This is a genomic window from Pseudomonas baetica (assembly GCF_051216495.1).
Taxonomy (GTDB): Bacteria; Pseudomonadota; Gammaproteobacteria; order Pseudomonadales; family Pseudomonadaceae; genus Aquipseudomonas; species Aquipseudomonas baetica_B.
Genome location: NZ_JBPKAM010000016.1, coordinates 1 through 14,823 on the forward strand (window position 1 = coordinate 1; position 14,823 = coordinate 14,823).

At 61.3% G+C, this 14,823-nt stretch carries 11 protein-coding genes; 6 read left to right on the forward strand and 5 right to left on the reverse strand.

All coding sequences use genetic code 11. The features are described from left to right. Nucleotides 1–397 precede the first annotated feature (397 nt). Nucleotides 398–1,846 carry a sensor histidine kinase gene (locus ACSFE6_RS08420; RefSeq protein WP_435427165.1) on the reverse strand — a complete coding sequence of 483 codons (1,449 nt, stop codon included), beginning with the start codon at nucleotides 1,844–1,846 and terminating at the stop codon, nucleotides 398–400. 302 nt (nucleotides 1,847–2,148) lie between these two features. On the opposite strand from ACSFE6_RS08420, the gene ACSFE6_RS08425 reads away from it, so the two are divergent. From ACSFE6_RS08425 to ACSFE6_RS08445, 5 genes are all read left to right on the forward strand, one after another. After that, entirely contained in the window at nucleotides 2,149–3,495 is a 1,347-nt protein-coding gene (locus tag ACSFE6_RS08425) for a hypothetical protein (protein ID WP_435427166.1), read from the forward strand. 35 nt (nucleotides 3,496–3,530) lie between these two features. After that, nucleotides 3,531–5,780, forward strand: a complete 2,250-nt coding sequence (locus ACSFE6_RS08430) for an Ig-like domain-containing protein (protein WP_435427167.1) — start codon at nucleotides 3,531–3,533, stop codon at nucleotides 5,778–5,780. A gap of 60 nt (nucleotides 5,781–5,840) precedes the next feature. Then, entirely contained in the window at nucleotides 5,841–6,302 is a 462-nt protein-coding gene (locus ACSFE6_RS08435) for a curlin (protein WP_435427168.1), read from the forward strand. A 27-nt stretch (nucleotides 6,303–6,329) separates the two neighbouring features. Continuing rightward, nucleotides 6,330–7,778, forward strand: a complete 1,449-nt coding sequence (locus ACSFE6_RS08440; RefSeq protein WP_435427169.1) for a curlin — start codon at nucleotides 6,330–6,332, stop codon at nucleotides 7,776–7,778. A gap of 296 nt (nucleotides 7,779–8,074) precedes the next feature. Further along, nucleotides 8,075–9,415 (forward strand): substrate-binding domain-containing protein, encoded by a 1,341-nt coding sequence (locus ACSFE6_RS08445; protein ID WP_435427170.1) that lies wholly within the window; start codon nucleotides 8,075–8,077, stop codon nucleotides 9,413–9,415. A gap of 71 nt (nucleotides 9,416–9,486) precedes the next feature. On the opposite strand, the gene ACSFE6_RS08450 is transcribed toward ACSFE6_RS08445, so the two are convergent. From ACSFE6_RS08450 to ACSFE6_RS08460, 3 genes are read right to left on the reverse strand one after another with little or no spacing between them, the layout of a single operon-like run. Continuing rightward, nucleotides 9,487–10,590 (reverse strand): extracellular solute-binding protein, encoded by a 1,104-nt coding sequence (locus tag ACSFE6_RS08450; RefSeq protein ID WP_435427171.1) that lies wholly within the window; start codon nucleotides 10,588–10,590, stop codon nucleotides 9,487–9,489. 1 nt (nucleotide 10,591) lies between these two features. Then, nucleotides 10,592–11,500, reverse strand: coding sequence for an N-carbamoylputrescine amidase (aguB, locus tag ACSFE6_RS08455; RefSeq protein ID WP_435427172.1), 909 nt, complete (start codon nucleotides 11,498–11,500; stop codon nucleotides 10,592–10,594). Nucleotides 11,501–11,504: 4 nt separating this feature from the next. Further along, a complete protein-coding gene (locus ACSFE6_RS08460; protein ID WP_435427173.1) occupies nucleotides 11,505–12,557 on the reverse strand; it encodes an agmatine deiminase family protein in 1,053 nt (350 codons plus the stop codon). Between the two features lie 135 nt (nucleotides 12,558–12,692). Between ACSFE6_RS08460 and ACSFE6_RS08465 the strand changes: the two genes are divergently transcribed. Then, nucleotides 12,693–13,538 carry a LysR substrate-binding domain-containing protein gene (locus tag ACSFE6_RS08465; protein WP_435427174.1) on the forward strand — a complete coding sequence of 282 codons (846 nt, stop codon included), beginning with the start codon at nucleotides 12,693–12,695 and terminating at the stop codon, nucleotides 13,536–13,538. Between the two features lie 112 nt (nucleotides 13,539–13,650). On the opposite strand, the gene ACSFE6_RS08470 is transcribed toward ACSFE6_RS08465, so the two are convergent. Beyond that, complete coding sequence (locus ACSFE6_RS08470; RefSeq protein WP_435427175.1) at nucleotides 13,651–14,586, reverse strand: Ppx/GppA phosphatase family protein; 936 nt, start codon at nucleotides 14,584–14,586, stop codon at nucleotides 13,651–13,653. Nucleotides 14,587–14,823 lie beyond the last annotated feature (237 nt).

The following is a 14,823-nucleotide window of genomic DNA, read 5'->3' on the forward strand; positions in this document are numbered from 1 at the left end:
CCCCTCCCCCCCCCCCCCCCCCCCCCCCCCCCCCCCCCCCCCCCCCCCCCCCCCCCCCCCCCCCTCCCCCCCCCCCCCCCCCCCCCCCCCCCCCCCCCACCACACCCCCCCCCCCCCCCCCCCCCCCCCCCCCCCCCCCCGCTCCCACAATGAGATCAACGACATTTCCGTGAGGGATTGGTCAGCTGTCAGATTGCTTTCGCTGGCAAGCCAGCTCCCACAGGAAATTGGGGAACCCTGAGCCTAAGCGAAGGGCCGTACGTCAGGGGATAGAGCGTTTGGTTACTTGGCGCTCTTCCAAGTAACCCGCTGTAAGAGCGGAACCATAAGCAGCCGTTACCGAAAAAACGGATATGTACACCATCCCAAATCTTAAAAGCGAACCGCACCACCCATTTCAGGGAACCAACTTAAACGACAAACGCACGGACGTGCCCTCGCCTTCACGACTGTCCAGCGCAACGGTGCCACCAAAGCGCTCCATGATCCGCTTGACCAGGACCAGCCCGACACCGAGCCCGCCCTGCTTGGTGGTGAAGAATGGACGAAAGGCCATTTTTCGTTGTTCTTCGCTCATGCCTTTGCCGGTGTCGCTGATGACCACGCGCACACCACGAACGTCGGCGGGCTCCAGGGTGATGGCCAGCGTCCCACCTTCGTCCATGGCTTCCAGCGCATTGGAAACCAGGCTGTTGAGAATTTGCGTCAACTGCACCTGCTGGCTCAGCACCATGGGCGTCTCCTTGGGCTCGAACACGACATCGATCCGGCCATTGGCGATCTGTTGTTCGAAGGACATGAGGCTGTCATGCAAAGCCGCCACCAGGTTGACCGGCTCGGCCTCGTCATTGAGCGGTCGCAAGGACTGCAGCAACTCGCGTACCCACTTCGACATGCGATCGACCTGACCGATGATGTCCTTGATGTTCTTGTGTGCGGCGCCGTCGTCAAACTCCAGCGCCAGTTCGGCGCTTGAGCGGATGGTCGCCAGTGGATTGCGCAGGCTGTGGGCTACCGCCGATGACATTTCGCCCAGGGCGACGAAGGTTTCGTTGGTGATCAGTTGTTTTTGCTGGGTCGCCAACAGAATGGCCGCGCGCCGCACGATCCAGTACAACCCCAGGTAAATCAGGCCGCCGCCCAGGGCAGTGGCCAGCCAGATCAGCACCAGGCCGCGCTCCATGCGATTGATCAGGTCCTGGGGTTCCTTGTAGATCTCGACCATCGCCGTGACGTTCTTGCCGTCGGCATCGAATAGCGGGATGTAGTTCTCGATGAAGATGTATTCCGGCGGCGTGATGAACTTCTGTTCCATCCGCGACTTGTCTACATCGTGGTAACTGGCCGACACCGGCGTTCTTTGAGCAAAGGCCTGATCAAGGTCATCGTCGGCATGAATCGTAGTGCCCATCAGCGCCGGGTTGGTTGACCAGATCACCATGCGGTCGGGGGCGTAAATGTTGGCCAGGATCACGTCGGGCAAGTGCTCGATGTGGTCGAGGAATTCGCCGCGGGCGTTGGCACGGGCCAGCGGATCGACATCGGGAAAGTCCCGGTCCTTGCGCGGATCGAGCAGCTCGCCCATGGTCCGCACGTTGGGCATCGACACATGGCGCACTTCGGCCGAAGCGATTGCCTGGATGAATTGCGAGGTCAACAACGCATCGCGCTGCACGCTCTCGGTAATCACGAACTTGGTCGACACCGAGCCTAACGCCACCGCCACCGTGCCGATCACCGCCATGCTGATCAGCGAAAACCAGCGCAGCAGGTTGAACGGTTGTGTGCGTGTACTGAGGCGAACATCGCCTTTATCGGATTCCAGTGTCTTTGCCAGCGTGGTCATGGATGTCTTGTCCCGAACTGCCCGAACTGTCCCTATAGGTTTATAGCCCACTGCTGGCCGTTTGCCCGATTTCGGGTGGTGCTCTCCCCCATTTCCCCCGCCCCGTTTCGTTGCCCCCATCTGTCCCCAATGCTGGGGAAAGTGGCCCGTTCCCACAATTGGGGAAACGCTTCCCCATTGTCAGGTAAACGCCTGTGTACCGGGCTTCTCACGGTTATTTTCGCCGATTGGCATGGGAGTTGCCGAAGACCTGCCAACTGGCCCAATCCCAAGGGGCAGGTACTCTGATAGAGGGAATACTCATGCACCCTTTACTGTCCAAAACCGCGATCGCACTCGCTGTGACCGCTCTGGCCCAAGGCGTTGCCCAGGCTGCGCTGTTTGCTGTAGACCCCGGTCCTTATGTGCCCGCCAATGGCGGATTCGCTTCCTGGTACCAGGACACCCACGGACGAACCCTCGACTTGTGCTTGTCAAAAGCTGTCAGTTCCAGGGTTGCCAGTGCACCCGGTGCGCCGACTTACATGTGCAGCCTGCTGCCTGCGCCCGGTATTTTCGACGATACCAAGGACTTGGTCTTCCCAACCAACTTCCCCGATGAAGCGTTCTGGTTCACGGGTGACGGCAGCATCGTCGATGCCGCCCGCGGCATCGACCTGACCTACGTCAGCGCCGTTGAAGCAGCCTTCAGCGGCGGCGACCCGCTCGAAGGCGACCAGATCAGTTTCGGCCGTATCCGAATCCGGGTCGATGTGCCTACCGCCGGCACCTATGTCATCACCCACCCTTACGGCGTCGATGTGTTCAACGTCGATACCCCCGGCCGTCGTGCGATCAACATGACCCGGGACATCGGTATCGGCGAGGCAAAAACCTACGATGGCGCGCTCAAGAGTGACATTGGGCCGTTCCTGCGCAGCCTCAACGGACCCTACACCGAGACCAACCCGATCACCGGTGCCGCCGAGCAGTTTGTTGGCGATCCGAATCTGGAGGAGGCCTTCACCGGCAGCCCGTTCAACACCAATTACATTCGCATCGAAGGGCCCAACGGGCTGGACTTGCGCACGACGGTGATGGCCATTTCCGGCAAATTGTCGACGGTGGTCCGCCCCACTCCGATCATTGCCGAGCGCAGCACCTACTCGCGCAAGGCCGGGCCAAGCGCCCCAGTGGCCCAACAGGATGTCTTCGTAGTGGCCCCACCGCCACCGGCCACCGTGACCCTGGACAGCAACAACCCGGCACTGAATCTGACCGAGGCCGACACCACCGGTCACTGGTACGCCCAGTCACCCACCAACCCGACGCTGCCGAGCAACTTGCAGGTGACGGCCGACAACCACCTGGCCATCCCCACCAGCACGCCGACCACGGTGACCACGCCACTGAGCGACCTGGTGGTGATCTCCCAGGCCCAGTACAACCTGAACACCGGGCAACTGACCATCGTGGCCTCGACCAGCGATGAAACATCGCCACCGGTCCTCGTCGCCACTTCCGGCACCGGGGTCGCCATCGGCTCCCTGAGCGGCGATGGCGCAGAGAAGACCCTCTCGACCGGCATCTCGCCGATTCCGCCAGCCAAGGTCACGGTGACGTCATCCAACGGCGGCAGCGATACCGAAGAAGTGGTCATCGTGCAATGAACGCTCTCATGCCCAGATCCGCATCAGGAGGCATCATGAACAAGTGGCCACGCTTCGCGCTCAACGCGCTCGGGCTGACTCTCTCGCTGTCCGGCAGTGCATTCGCGCAACTCGCTGCCGTCGACCCCGGCCCCTATACCTTCGCCACGGGGAAATTCCCCATGTGGTATCAGGACAATAATCTACTGTCGATGGAACTGTGCCAGTCACGGGCCGCCAGCTCGCGAGTACCGGTCACCGTGCCACCGGCCTACATGTGCACCCTGTTGCCGACTCCCGGCGTCTTCGATGACACATTGCCGATGGTGTTCCCGGATAACTGGCCAGACGAAGCCTTCTGGTTCCTCGCCGAGACCACCATCCCCAATAATGCCGCCGGCTACGGTATGGATGCCTACGTAGCAGGGATAGAAGCCGCGTTCGCCGGTGGAAACCCGCTTGATGGCGATCAAATCAGCTTCGCCCGGATACGTATGCGGATCAACGTGCCCGTTGCCGGGACCTACACCATTACTCACCCTTACGGTGTTGAAACGGTCAATGTCACCACACCCGGTCGTCGGGCAATCAATATCACCCGAGATATCGGCGTCGGCGCACCCGGGGTTTTCAGCGGTGCATTGAATGGCGCTGTCGGGCCATTCCTGCGCAGTGTCAATGGACCTTACACCGAGGTGAACCCGGACACCGGCGGGATCGAGACCTTCGTCGGCGACCCGAACCTCACCGAGCCTGTCACCGGCAGCCCCAACAACACCAACTTCGTACGTATCCAGGGCCCGGCCGGGACCATCGAGACCAACCTCTTTACCGTATCGGGCAAGGTCCTCGACAGCCGGGCGCAAACCCCTGTGGAAATCGGACGCGCCACGTATCGCCGCACCTCTACCGGTCCGGGCACCAGCAGTACCCGGGTGGAGGTCTTTGGCAAATCCGCCAACAGTTCAAACCTGTGCTTCCGCGAAACCGTGGCCCTGGTTCCCGGACCGCCACAGACGCCTTGCCTGACCCCCATGACGGGCGACAACACTGGCCAGTATTTCGGCAGCCGTTTGACCGGTACCACCGTTCCTTCGGTGGTGGTGGTCACCGCGACCGACCCAAGTGGCGTCACCCGTCCTACCGCCGTATCGAGCAAACTCACCGACGTGGTGAAAGTCCAGACCGCCCGCTACAACTGGAGCAACCACAGCCTGTTGATTGAAGCCAGCTCCACCGATGAAGTGGTGGTGCCGGACATGGTCGCCCAGGGCTTCGGACGGCTGACCAAATCCGGCACCCTGCAAACCCTGACCGTCGCCGACCTGCCGCAACCACCGGCCACCGTGACGATCAAATCGGCCGCCGGCGGTAGCGACACAGAGCCCGTGGTCGTCGTCGGCACAGCACCGGACACCGGCGAGAACCAGGCGCCGATTTCCAACGCTGATACCGGCAGCACCAGCTTCGGGGTGCCGATCACCCTCAGCCCGCTGACCAACGACACCGATCCGGACGGCAACACACCGCTGACCATCACCGAGCTGACCCAGCCGGCCCCCGGCCAGGGCACCGTGGCGATGAGCGGAACCACCGCCGTGGTCTACACCCCACCGGCCGTGGTGAACGCACTGCTGACCACGACCTTCACCTACAAGGCGCAAGACGCCAAAGGCCTGGCCTCGACCACGGCAGGGACAGTGACCATTACCGTGGCGCCTAACCAGGCTCCAACGGCGGTCGCTGACAGCATTGCGACCTTGGGTGTATCGGTACCAATCAACGTTCTGGTGAACGATACCGATCCGGAAGGCAACCTGCCGCTGGCTATCGCCAGCTTCTCGCAACCACCAACCGGTCGCGGCACCGTCACCAGCGATGGCACGGTCCTGACCTATAACCCACCGGCCACGGTCACCACGGCCTTCACCACGACCTTCACCTACTTCGTCCGGGACAGCTTCGGTGCTGTGTCGGCGACGCCGGCCACGGTCACGGTGCAAGTCTCGCCACGGCCAGCCGCGGAAACCTTCGCGGTGACCACGGCCACGGTGTCGGCCCGCTCCAACAACCGCTTCACCTGGGACTTTGCAGGGACCTCGTCGGTGACCACCGGCAACACCATCACCATCAAGGTCACCACCCCGACCGGACTGCAAACCCTGGGCACCACCACGGTGCCGGTGACCGGACGCTGGCGGTTCACGGCGAACAACATCACCAACGTGGTTCCGTCGGCCAACCCGACCGCAACCATCAGTTCGTCCCAAGGCACCGTGCGCACCGTGCAGGTGATCTCGAACTGAGTCCACGCCCCATTCACTCGGTGAGTGGATGGGGCAGGCCTCCCGCGTAAGGAGAACGCTATGAAAACGTCGACCGCCGCCCTGCTCTGCCTGCTCCTGCTGTGCATCGGCGCAGGCGCGCGAGCCGACGACTTGATGGAAAACGATGACCTGGCGCCCGGCGCCGATCTCGGCGAGCTGCCACCACCGGTGGGCCAGCACGCCCTGATCGATCAGAACGGCCAGGCCAACATCGCGCTGTTGCAACAGAACGGCCAGTCACTGCTTGGCCAGATCGTTCAGTCGGGCAGCAATCAGGAAGCCTACATCCTGCAACAAGGCAGCGACCTGATGGCATTGATCAACCAGCAAGGTTACGGCAACGCCGCTTCGATCGTTCAAAGCGGCAGCCACAACCGCGCAGAGATATCCCAGAACGGCAACAACAACGACGCCAGCATCGTCCAGGCCGGCACGGGGCAGCAGAGTGCTGTGACCCAGGCAGGAAATGGAATGAGCGTATCGGTCACTCAATTTCGTTAAAGCACTGCACCACTTGGAGGTTTCATCATGTTCAAACTGACGCCCCTTACCGCCGCCATCCTCGTCATTGTCAGTGCCCAGGCGTTGGCCGATGACAGCGTGTCGACCCAGAACCAGTTCGGTGACGCCAACATCGCCGACGTGAAGCAGACCGCGGCACCCTTCAGCACCGCCACCCAGGAACAATCGGGCGTGGGCAACAATGCGGCCGCCGTGCAGGACACGGCCACCAGCACCATTACCCAGAACCAGACCGGTGACTACAACGCCGGCTACGCCGAACAGCTGTTCGAAGACAACAGCACCATCACCCAGAACCAGATCGGCACGTTCAACACTGCCCACGCCAGCCAGTCCATTGGTGTCGGTAGCGGTGAAGCACTGCAACAGCAGGAAGGCAACGGCAACTTCTCATTCGTCTATCAGGACAGTCAGGAAGGCACTTCCGGCAAGACCTTTCAGTACGGTGACAGCAACGAAGCCAACATCGAACAGATCCAGCTGGGCGGGGGCAACAACGCTGTAATCATCCAGTACGGTGACACCAACTACGCCACTGCCGAACAGATCAACCAGATGGGCGGCCAGATCGATATCAACCAGGCCGGCAGCACCAACTACGCCTACGGCGACCAGCGCTACGGCTCGGGCAGCAACCTGACCATCAACCAGTACGGTGACGGCAACGGCACCGAGGTCTGGCAAGACACCCAGGTCAGCAGCCAGGCCACCATCAACCAATACGGGCAAAGCAACGAAACCATCGTTGACCAGAGCTTCGGTGAAGGCAACGTCGCCAACGTGCTGCAAGTCGGCGACCTGAACGCTGTTTACGCCGACCAGTACGAGTCTGTCGGCTCCACGCTCGGGATCTATCAAGAAGGCTCCGGCAACACGCACTTCACCTACCAGAGCGGCGACAGCCACGTGCTCAACACCAACTCGGTGGGTAACGACAACAAGGTTTACGCCAGCAACTGGAAAGGCCCGCAACTGGGCGGTCAATTCGGCAGCAGCCAGCTCGCCACCGTCAACCAGAACGGCGACGGCAACATCGCCAGCTTCAAACAAGACGGCGTCGGCCACATCATGACCACCAACCAGACCGGCTACGGCAACAAAACCACGATCAGCCAGGCCGACTCTTACAACGAGCTGTACTTCGACCAGAACGGCACCGACAACATCCTGATCGCCGACCAGCGCGGCACCACCAACCTGGCCCAGGGCACCACCAACGGCACCGGCAACAGCACCGAGTTCAACCAGGAAGGCACCCGCAACCAGGCCTACACCACTCAGCTGTATGGCGACGACAACCTGATCACCGTCAAACAGGCTGACACCATGAACGTGGCCTACGTCACCCAGGGCGGCACCGGCAACATTGCCAGCGTCGACCAGAGCGGCATGACCCAGACCGCCAACATCCAACAGTACGGCAACGCCAACGAGGCGACTGTGTTGCAGCGGTAATCGCGGGGCTTAAAAACCGTGACCCTTGGGGGAGGGTCACGGTTTTTTTTCATTACTTGAGGCTTCGGTTGCCTCTCGGATCGCCTTCGCGAGCAGGCTCGCTCCCACAGGGGGTCTACGCCGTGTGCAAAATTTTTGTGCCATGGAGATCAAGTGTGAGAGCGAGCCTGCTCGCGAAGAACGATAACGCGCTCAACACTGCGACAAGCTAACTCGCCCACACCGAAAACTGTCATCTTTCAGAAACCTTACTGACTTAATCTCCCCGCACCTCTTTCACGATGCAAGGTGCCGGCATGACGCTGCGCGGTTTATTCCTGTTGATGATCTGCGCCTGCCTGCCGCTGGCGGCCTCGGCCAATGATTTGCCGACGCCGGGACAGGGCACGGTGCTGCGCATCCAGGGCTCCAACACCATCGGCGCGGCGCTGGGGCCGGCGCTGGTCGAGGGTTTGCTACGCCAACAGGGGCTTGTCAAAGTTCACCGTGAGACCCCGGACAAGGCCAATGAGCTGCGGATCGTCGGTGAAACCGTTCAGGGCCGCCGGGTCGAGGTGGAACTGGCGGCTCACGGTTCCAGCACCGGTTTCAGTGCATTGAAAACCGGCAGCGCCGATCTCGCGGCGTCTTCGCGACCGATCAAGGACAGCGAACTGGTCAATCTCGAATCCCTGGGTGACCTGAAAAGTCCTGGCGCCGAACAGGTGATTGCCATCGATGGGCTGGCGATTATCCTTCACCCGCAAAACCCGCTGGGCCAGCTCGACACCGTGCAACTGGCGCGCATTTTCAGCGGCGAAATCAAAACCTGGGAAGAACTCGGCGGCCGCGGCGGGACGATTCATCTGTATGCCCGGGATGATCAGTCCGGCACTTACGATACGTTCAAGGAACTGGTGCTCAGTGGCCGCGGAAAAACCCTGAGCAGCACCGCGAAACGCTTCGAATCCAGCGAACAATTATCCGATGCGGTCAGCCTCGACCCGCAAGGCATTGGCTTCATTGGCCTGCCCTACGTGCGTCAGGCCAAAGCCGTGGCGATTGTCGATGGTCAATCCCAGGCGATGCTGCCACTCAACAGCCTGATTGCCACCGAAGACTATCCACTGTCCCGCCGACTGTTCCTTTATTTACCGCCTGGCCGGAAAAATCCCTGGGCCGAGGCACTGGTCGCTTTCGCCCAGAGCAGCCAGGGCCAGGCAATTGTCGCCGCCAACGGTTTCATCGCCCAGACCGTGCAGGCCATGGCCGTCACGCCGAATGCGCTGATGCCCGAGGGTTACCAGGGACTCAGCCGCCACGCCCAGCGCCTGTCGGTGAACTTTCGTTTCGAAGAAGGTAGCGCCAGCCTCGACAACAAGGCCCGACAGGACCTGTCGCGGGTGCTCGACTATATAAAGCAGCATGACAAGACCGATCGGCAGGTCACGCTGGTGGGTTTCGGCGATGCCAAGAGCGACCCGGCACGTGCCGATCTGTTGTCGAAACTGCGGGCCATGGCGGTGCGGCGGGAGCTGGTGAAAAGCGGCGTGGTGTTGCGCGAGATTCGCGGCTTCGGCGCCGAAATGCCGGTGGCGGCCAACAGTGCGGATGAAGGACGGATCAAGAATCGGCGGGTTGAGGTTTGGGTGTATTGAATCAGTTGTTGCTGTGGTGAATTTGATAATGTCTTCGCGAGCAGGCTCGCTCCCACAGGGTCAGCACTGCATCACTGGCTTGTGGCCGTCTTGAACTTGGTCCAGGTGCGCATGCGTGCGCGCATGTCGGCCTGGGGAATGTCCTTGCCCGGGATCAACCGAGCATAGGTGGCTTCGTCGATGTAGATGTCCGGGTTATCGCGCATCGATGCATCGACACTCGGCCGCGCCTTGGCATTCGACGTCGGGTAGCCGGTGAAGTTACTGATGGCAGCCATGTTCTGCGGTCGCATGACGAAGTTGATGAACGCATAGGCGTACTCCGGATGCTTGGCATCGACCGGTATGGCCATGGTGTCCATCCACACCGTGGTGCCTTCGCGGGGAATGCGATACTGGAAGTCTGTCTTCTTGCCGGCCAGGTCCGAAGTGCGCTGGGCCTGAGTCATGTCACCGCTGTAGCCCAGGGACAGGCACAGGTTGCCGTTGACCAGGTCGGTCACCGGTTGCGACTGGAACTTGCGGATGTAGGGTCGCAGCTTGAGCAACAGCTCACTGGCTGCCTTCAGGTCCTCGGGTTTGGCGCTGCGCGGCTCGCGCCCCAGGTAATTGAGCACCACCGCCAGCACTTCGTCCGGCGAGTCGATCATCGAAATGCCGCAATCGGCGAACTTCGACGCCAGTTCCGGATTGAACAACATGTCCAGGCTGTTGACCGGGGCATCGGGCATGCGCTTGTGGATCTGCTCTTCGTTATAGGTGATGCCGATGGTGCCCCACGTATAAGGCACAGTGGCCTGGCTCGAATGCTCGTACTGTTTGCGCAGCTTTTGCAGGCCGGGTTCGACGTCGGCAAGCTCCGTGAGTTTCGAGCGGTCCAGCGGTTGCAGGCTGCCGGCGCGCACCAGGCGTTCGGCCACGGTGTCGCCGGGAAAGATCAGGTCATAACCGCTACCGCCGGCCAGCATCTTGGCTTCCAGCGTTTCGCTGCCATCCATGACGTCGTAGATCACCTTGATCCCGGTTTCGGCGGTGAACCGGCTCAGGGTGTCCTCGGCGAAATAATCGGCCCAGTTGTACAACCGCAGGGTTTTGTCCTCGGCGTGCAGCGACGTTACTGCACAGCTGACGCCCAGCCCCAGCAGGCAGGGCAAGAGTTTGTTGGGCATACGCATGTCAGACTCCTTGGCCATTCCAGCGTGCATGGATGTGCCGACCGTCCTGGCTCAGCATGGCGCCATACATTTCCGGACGACGGTCGCGATAAATACCCCAGCTCAGGCGTTCTTCGCGCATGGCGGCCAGGTCCAGGCTGTGCACCAGCACGCCCGTGCTGTCGCGGTCGGCCTCGGCGAGCAATTTGCCTTTGTGGTTACTGATGAAGGACGAGCCGTAGAAGCTCATCTGCAAGGTCGGATCAAGGGTCGCCGCTTCCCGACCCACGCGATTGGACGCCACCACCGGCAGGATGTTGGCGGCCGCGTGACCGCGCATGGTCATTTGCCAATGGTCACGGGAATCCAGGCTGGCGCAACCGGGCTCGGAGCCGATGGCCGTAGGAAACAGCAGCACTTCGGCGCCCATCAAGGCCAGGCAACGCGCGGTTTCGGGGAACCATTGGTCCCAGCAGATGCCCACGCCAATACGCCCGAACGCGGTGTCCCAGACCCGGAAACCGGTGTCGCCGGGGCTGAAGTATTCCTTTTCCTGATACCCGATGGCGTTGGGAATATGGGTCTTGCGATACACCCCCAGCAAACGCCCATCGGCATCGGCCACGCACAGGGAATTGAAGTACGCGTTACCGGCCTTCTCGAACCAGCTCAGCGGCAACACCACACCCAGCTCCCGGGCCAGTGCGGCAAAACGTTGCAGCACCGGGCTGTCGCGAAATTCCTGGGCCAGCGCCAGGTGCTGGTGACTTTGCTCGATGCAGAAATACGGCGTGGCGAACAGCTCCTGCAACAGGATCACCTGCGCGCCTTTGGCCGCCGCCTCGCGCACCAGCTGCTCGGCCTGATCGAGGTTGCGTTGCAGGTCCCAGGTGCACGGCATCTGGGTGACAGCAAGGGTCAACAAAGTCATGGCATCAACCCTCCACCGGCCAGGCGGGTTGTTGCTGGGTGATGCAATGCACCCCGCCACCACCATGGGCCAGATGGTTGATCCGCACCGGCACCACCCGACGCCCGGGGAATGCTTGCGCGAGGGTGTGTGCCGCCACGTCATCGGCGGCAATGCCATAGGCCGGCATGATGATCGCGCCGTTGGCGATGTAGAAGTTGGTGTAGGACGCGCAGAACACTTCGGCTTCGGTGTCCACGGCTTCGCTGGCCTCGAACAATTCGATCAGCTCGAACTTGCGCCCTTTGGCATCGGTCGCCAACTCCAGGGCGCGGCGGTTTTCCCGGGCCACTTCGGCGTACACCGATTGCTGGTCATGGGTGGCATCCACCAGCAACACGCCAGGGCGGGCGAATGCGCACACGCCATCGACATGGCCGTCGGTCATATCGCCGGTGACATAGTCAGGATCCCCCGGCAGCCAAATGGTTTTCTTCACGCCCAACAGACGGGCAAAGATCTCTTCCATCTCGGCCTTGGTCATGCCCGGGTTGCGATTGGGGTTGAGCAGCACCGATTCGGTGGTAATCAACGTGCCTTCGCCGTCGACATGAATCGCCCCGCCTTCGTTGCTCAGCGGCGTGCCGAAGCACGGCAAGCCCATGTGATTGAGTACGCGGCGCGCCAGGCCTTCGTCCAGGTCATGGGCCGACTTGCCGCCCCAGGCATTGAAGCGCCAGCTCACCCCGGCCAGGCCTTGCTGCAGGTGACAGACGAAACTCGGGCCGGAATCGCGGCACCAGCTGTCGTTCACCGGTAACTCGATCAGTTCGATGTTGGCGCCGCACAAGGCCTTGGCACTGGCGACAGCAGACGGATCAACGACCATTTTCACCGGTTCGAATCGGGCAATGGCATTGGCCACGCCAGCAAAATCTTCCTGTACCTGTGCCAGGGTCACACGCCAGCCCGACTCCCACAGGGCCTGGTTGTGTGGCCAGACCATCCAGGTCGCGGCATGACGAACCCATTCCGCGGGCATCATCCAACCGGTGTTTGGAATTTCATTCTGCAGCATGATAAAAGCCCTTTTAGTTAAGCCATAGTGTTCAAGGAAAACTGCCTTGGCGGTCTTGGCATGCATGCTACGGCCGTAAAAACGGGCAAACAAACGATGGATTTTGCAGAAAAGTGATTAGAGGAACTTATCAATATGCTTAAACACTGGCCGCCGCTGAGCACCCTTCGTGGCTTTGAAGCCGCCGCGCGTTTAGGCAGTTTCCACAAGGCTGCCGCCGAACTGCACCTCACCCAATCGGCCATCAGCCAGCAGATCCGCAGCCTTGAGGCGTACCTGGAACAGCCGCTGTTTTTTCGCAGCGGACGCAGCGTCAGCCTGACCGATGCCGGCCATGACCTGCTCAGCACCACCCAGGCCATGCTGCAACAACTGTCCGTGGGCATTCGCCGCCTGGGGCAGTACCAGAAACCCAATCAACTGGTGCTCAACACCACACCGGCGTTCGCCCGTCACTGGCTGCTGCCGCGCCTGGGGGATTTTCGCCGCCAGCATCCGCAGGTCGATTTGTGGATCTACAGCACCGATGAAGTCCCGGACATGGCCACCCAGACCATCGACATCGCCGTGCGCGATGACATCAGCTCTCAGGCCGAATGCAGCTTCAAGGTGCTGTATGCAGACCGCCTCTATCCGGCCTGTCACCCGAACCTGCTCACGCAGCCGCAGTCACAGCGCACCACCCTGCACGGCGAACGGGAAATGGACTGGAGTCATTGGGCGGTGGAGTCCGGCATTGATGTCGGCCAGCAGGATCAGGGGCTGAACTTCTCCGATCCCGGCCTGCTGCTGGATGCTGCAAGCGCCGGGCTCGGTATTGCGTTGGTCAGTGAGTTACTGAGTCGTCAGGCTCGCGCCAACGGCTTGCTGCAACCCCTGGTGGAACAAACCATACGCGGCCCGAATTGGGCCCTGTTGACCCATCGGGACAGTGAAAACAGTGCGCAGGCGTTCAGTGAATGGTTGATCGAAAACCTGTAGGAGCGAGCATGCTCGCGATGGTCGCTAACGATAACGCTGGCAGCCTGACACCCCGAGTTGCCTGTGCCTCCATCGCGAGCATGCTCGCTCCTACAGTGGGGTGTCGTGTCCGTCAGTGTCGGGACATCAAGCCGTGCAGGACACCAAACCGCAAGCCGGGCTCCGAAGGCGTCATGTGCGAGATGCCAAAGACCTTGAAGGCCGCCAACATCAACACCACGCCGCCCGGCAAGATGCTCAGGCGATGGGCTTGCAGCCCTGCCAAGCGGAGTTTTTTGACCTGTCCGACTTCAATCAAGCGCAGCGACAAACGCAGCAAGCCACTGTAGGTGATGCCCCTTTGGCCTGGGTCATTCAACCCGTTGGCATCGAGTATCTTGGCCAGCATGCGCGCCGTGCCTGAAGAGCCAATAGTCTGCTGCCAGCCCTTGGCGCGATAACGACGGGCCACCTTGTCGAACTCCAGCGTGGCGACCAGCTCGGCTTCAAGCAACGCCTGCGCGGTGATGCGTCCACCTGGAAAGTAACGCGCACCAAAGGTACCACTGCCAATGGCAATACTCTCGGTGACAAGAGGCTGCGCGCCGCGCCCCAGAATCAACTCGGTAGATCCACCACCGATATCCACCACCAGTCGCATGTTCTCCTGACAGGGAATCGTATGGGCAACACCGGCGTAGACCAGATGGGCTTCTTCCTGTCCGGAAATGACGTCGATACGAAAGCCCAGATGACGTTCCGCGCTGGCCAGGAACAGTTGGGCATTCTCCGCTTCACGCACGGCGCTGGTGGCTACTGCCCGCACGCGCCCGGCTTCGAAGCCGCGCAGTTTCTTGCCAAATCGCGCCAGTGCCTGCCACCCCCGATCCAACGCCAGTTCGTCCAGTGCCCCGCCTTGAAATCCCTCCGCCAATCGCACGGGCTCACGCAGGGTTTTCACTTCCCGGATCATGAGCTGTCGGTTGCGCTTGACCGGCTGGCCAATCATCAAGCGAAACGCATTGGAGCCCAGATCAATGGCCGCAAACAGGGAGGCGTCAGCTTTCATGGCAGGAATTCCTGGCAGTTTTTTTCAGCCTGCGAACGGCATTGCACCGGTCGCTCAGGGCGTTTGCCGACGATCCTGCCATGGGCTCGATGACGCCCCGATGACAGCCCAATGAATTTCGCCATCACCTGTTCGTCACCGCGTTGTCACTATCACGGGCCCGGCATGGACACTTCCTACTTCATTGGGAGTCCCGTTCAGCTGTCATCACCCTGTAACCTGGTTGCAGCAATATCC

Bases quoted from the DNA above. Each gene is read 5' to 3' on its own strand.
- ACSFE6_RS08435 (WP_435427168.1), top strand. From the start codon at position 5,841: ATGAAAACGTCGACCGCCGCCCTGCTCTGCCTGCTCCTGCTGTGCATC.
- ACSFE6_RS08470 (WP_435427175.1), bottom strand. From the start codon at position 14,586: ATGAAAGCTGACGCCTCCCTGTTTGCGGCCATTGATCTGGGCTCCAAT.
- ACSFE6_RS08420 (WP_435427165.1), bottom strand. From the start codon at position 1,846: ATGACCACGCTGGCAAAGACACTGGAATCCGATAAAGGCGATGTTCGC.
- aguB (WP_435427172.1), bottom strand. From the start codon at position 11,500: ATGACTTTGTTGACCCTTGCTGTCACCCAGATGCCGTGCACCTGGGAC.
- ACSFE6_RS08430 (WP_435427167.1), top strand. From the start codon at position 3,531: ATGAACAAGTGGCCACGCTTCGCGCTCAACGCGCTCGGGCTGACTCTC.
- ACSFE6_RS08445 (WP_435427170.1), top strand. From the start codon at position 8,075: ATGACGCTGCGCGGTTTATTCCTGTTGATGATCTGCGCCTGCCTGCCG.
- ACSFE6_RS08440 (WP_435427169.1), top strand. From the start codon at position 6,330: ATGTTCAAACTGACGCCCCTTACCGCCGCCATCCTCGTCATTGTCAGT.
- ACSFE6_RS08465 (WP_435427174.1), top strand. From the start codon at position 12,693: ATGCTTAAACACTGGCCGCCGCTGAGCACCCTTCGTGGCTTTGAAGCC.
- ACSFE6_RS08425 (WP_435427166.1), top strand. From the start codon at position 2,149: ATGCACCCTTTACTGTCCAAAACCGCGATCGCACTCGCTGTGACCGCT.
- ACSFE6_RS08460 (WP_435427173.1), bottom strand. From the start codon at position 12,557: ATGCTGCAGAATGAAATTCCAAACACCGGTTGGATGATGCCCGCGGAA.
- ACSFE6_RS08450 (WP_435427171.1), bottom strand. From the start codon at position 10,590: ATGCGTATGCCCAACAAACTCTTGCCCTGCCTGCTGGGGCTGGGCGTC.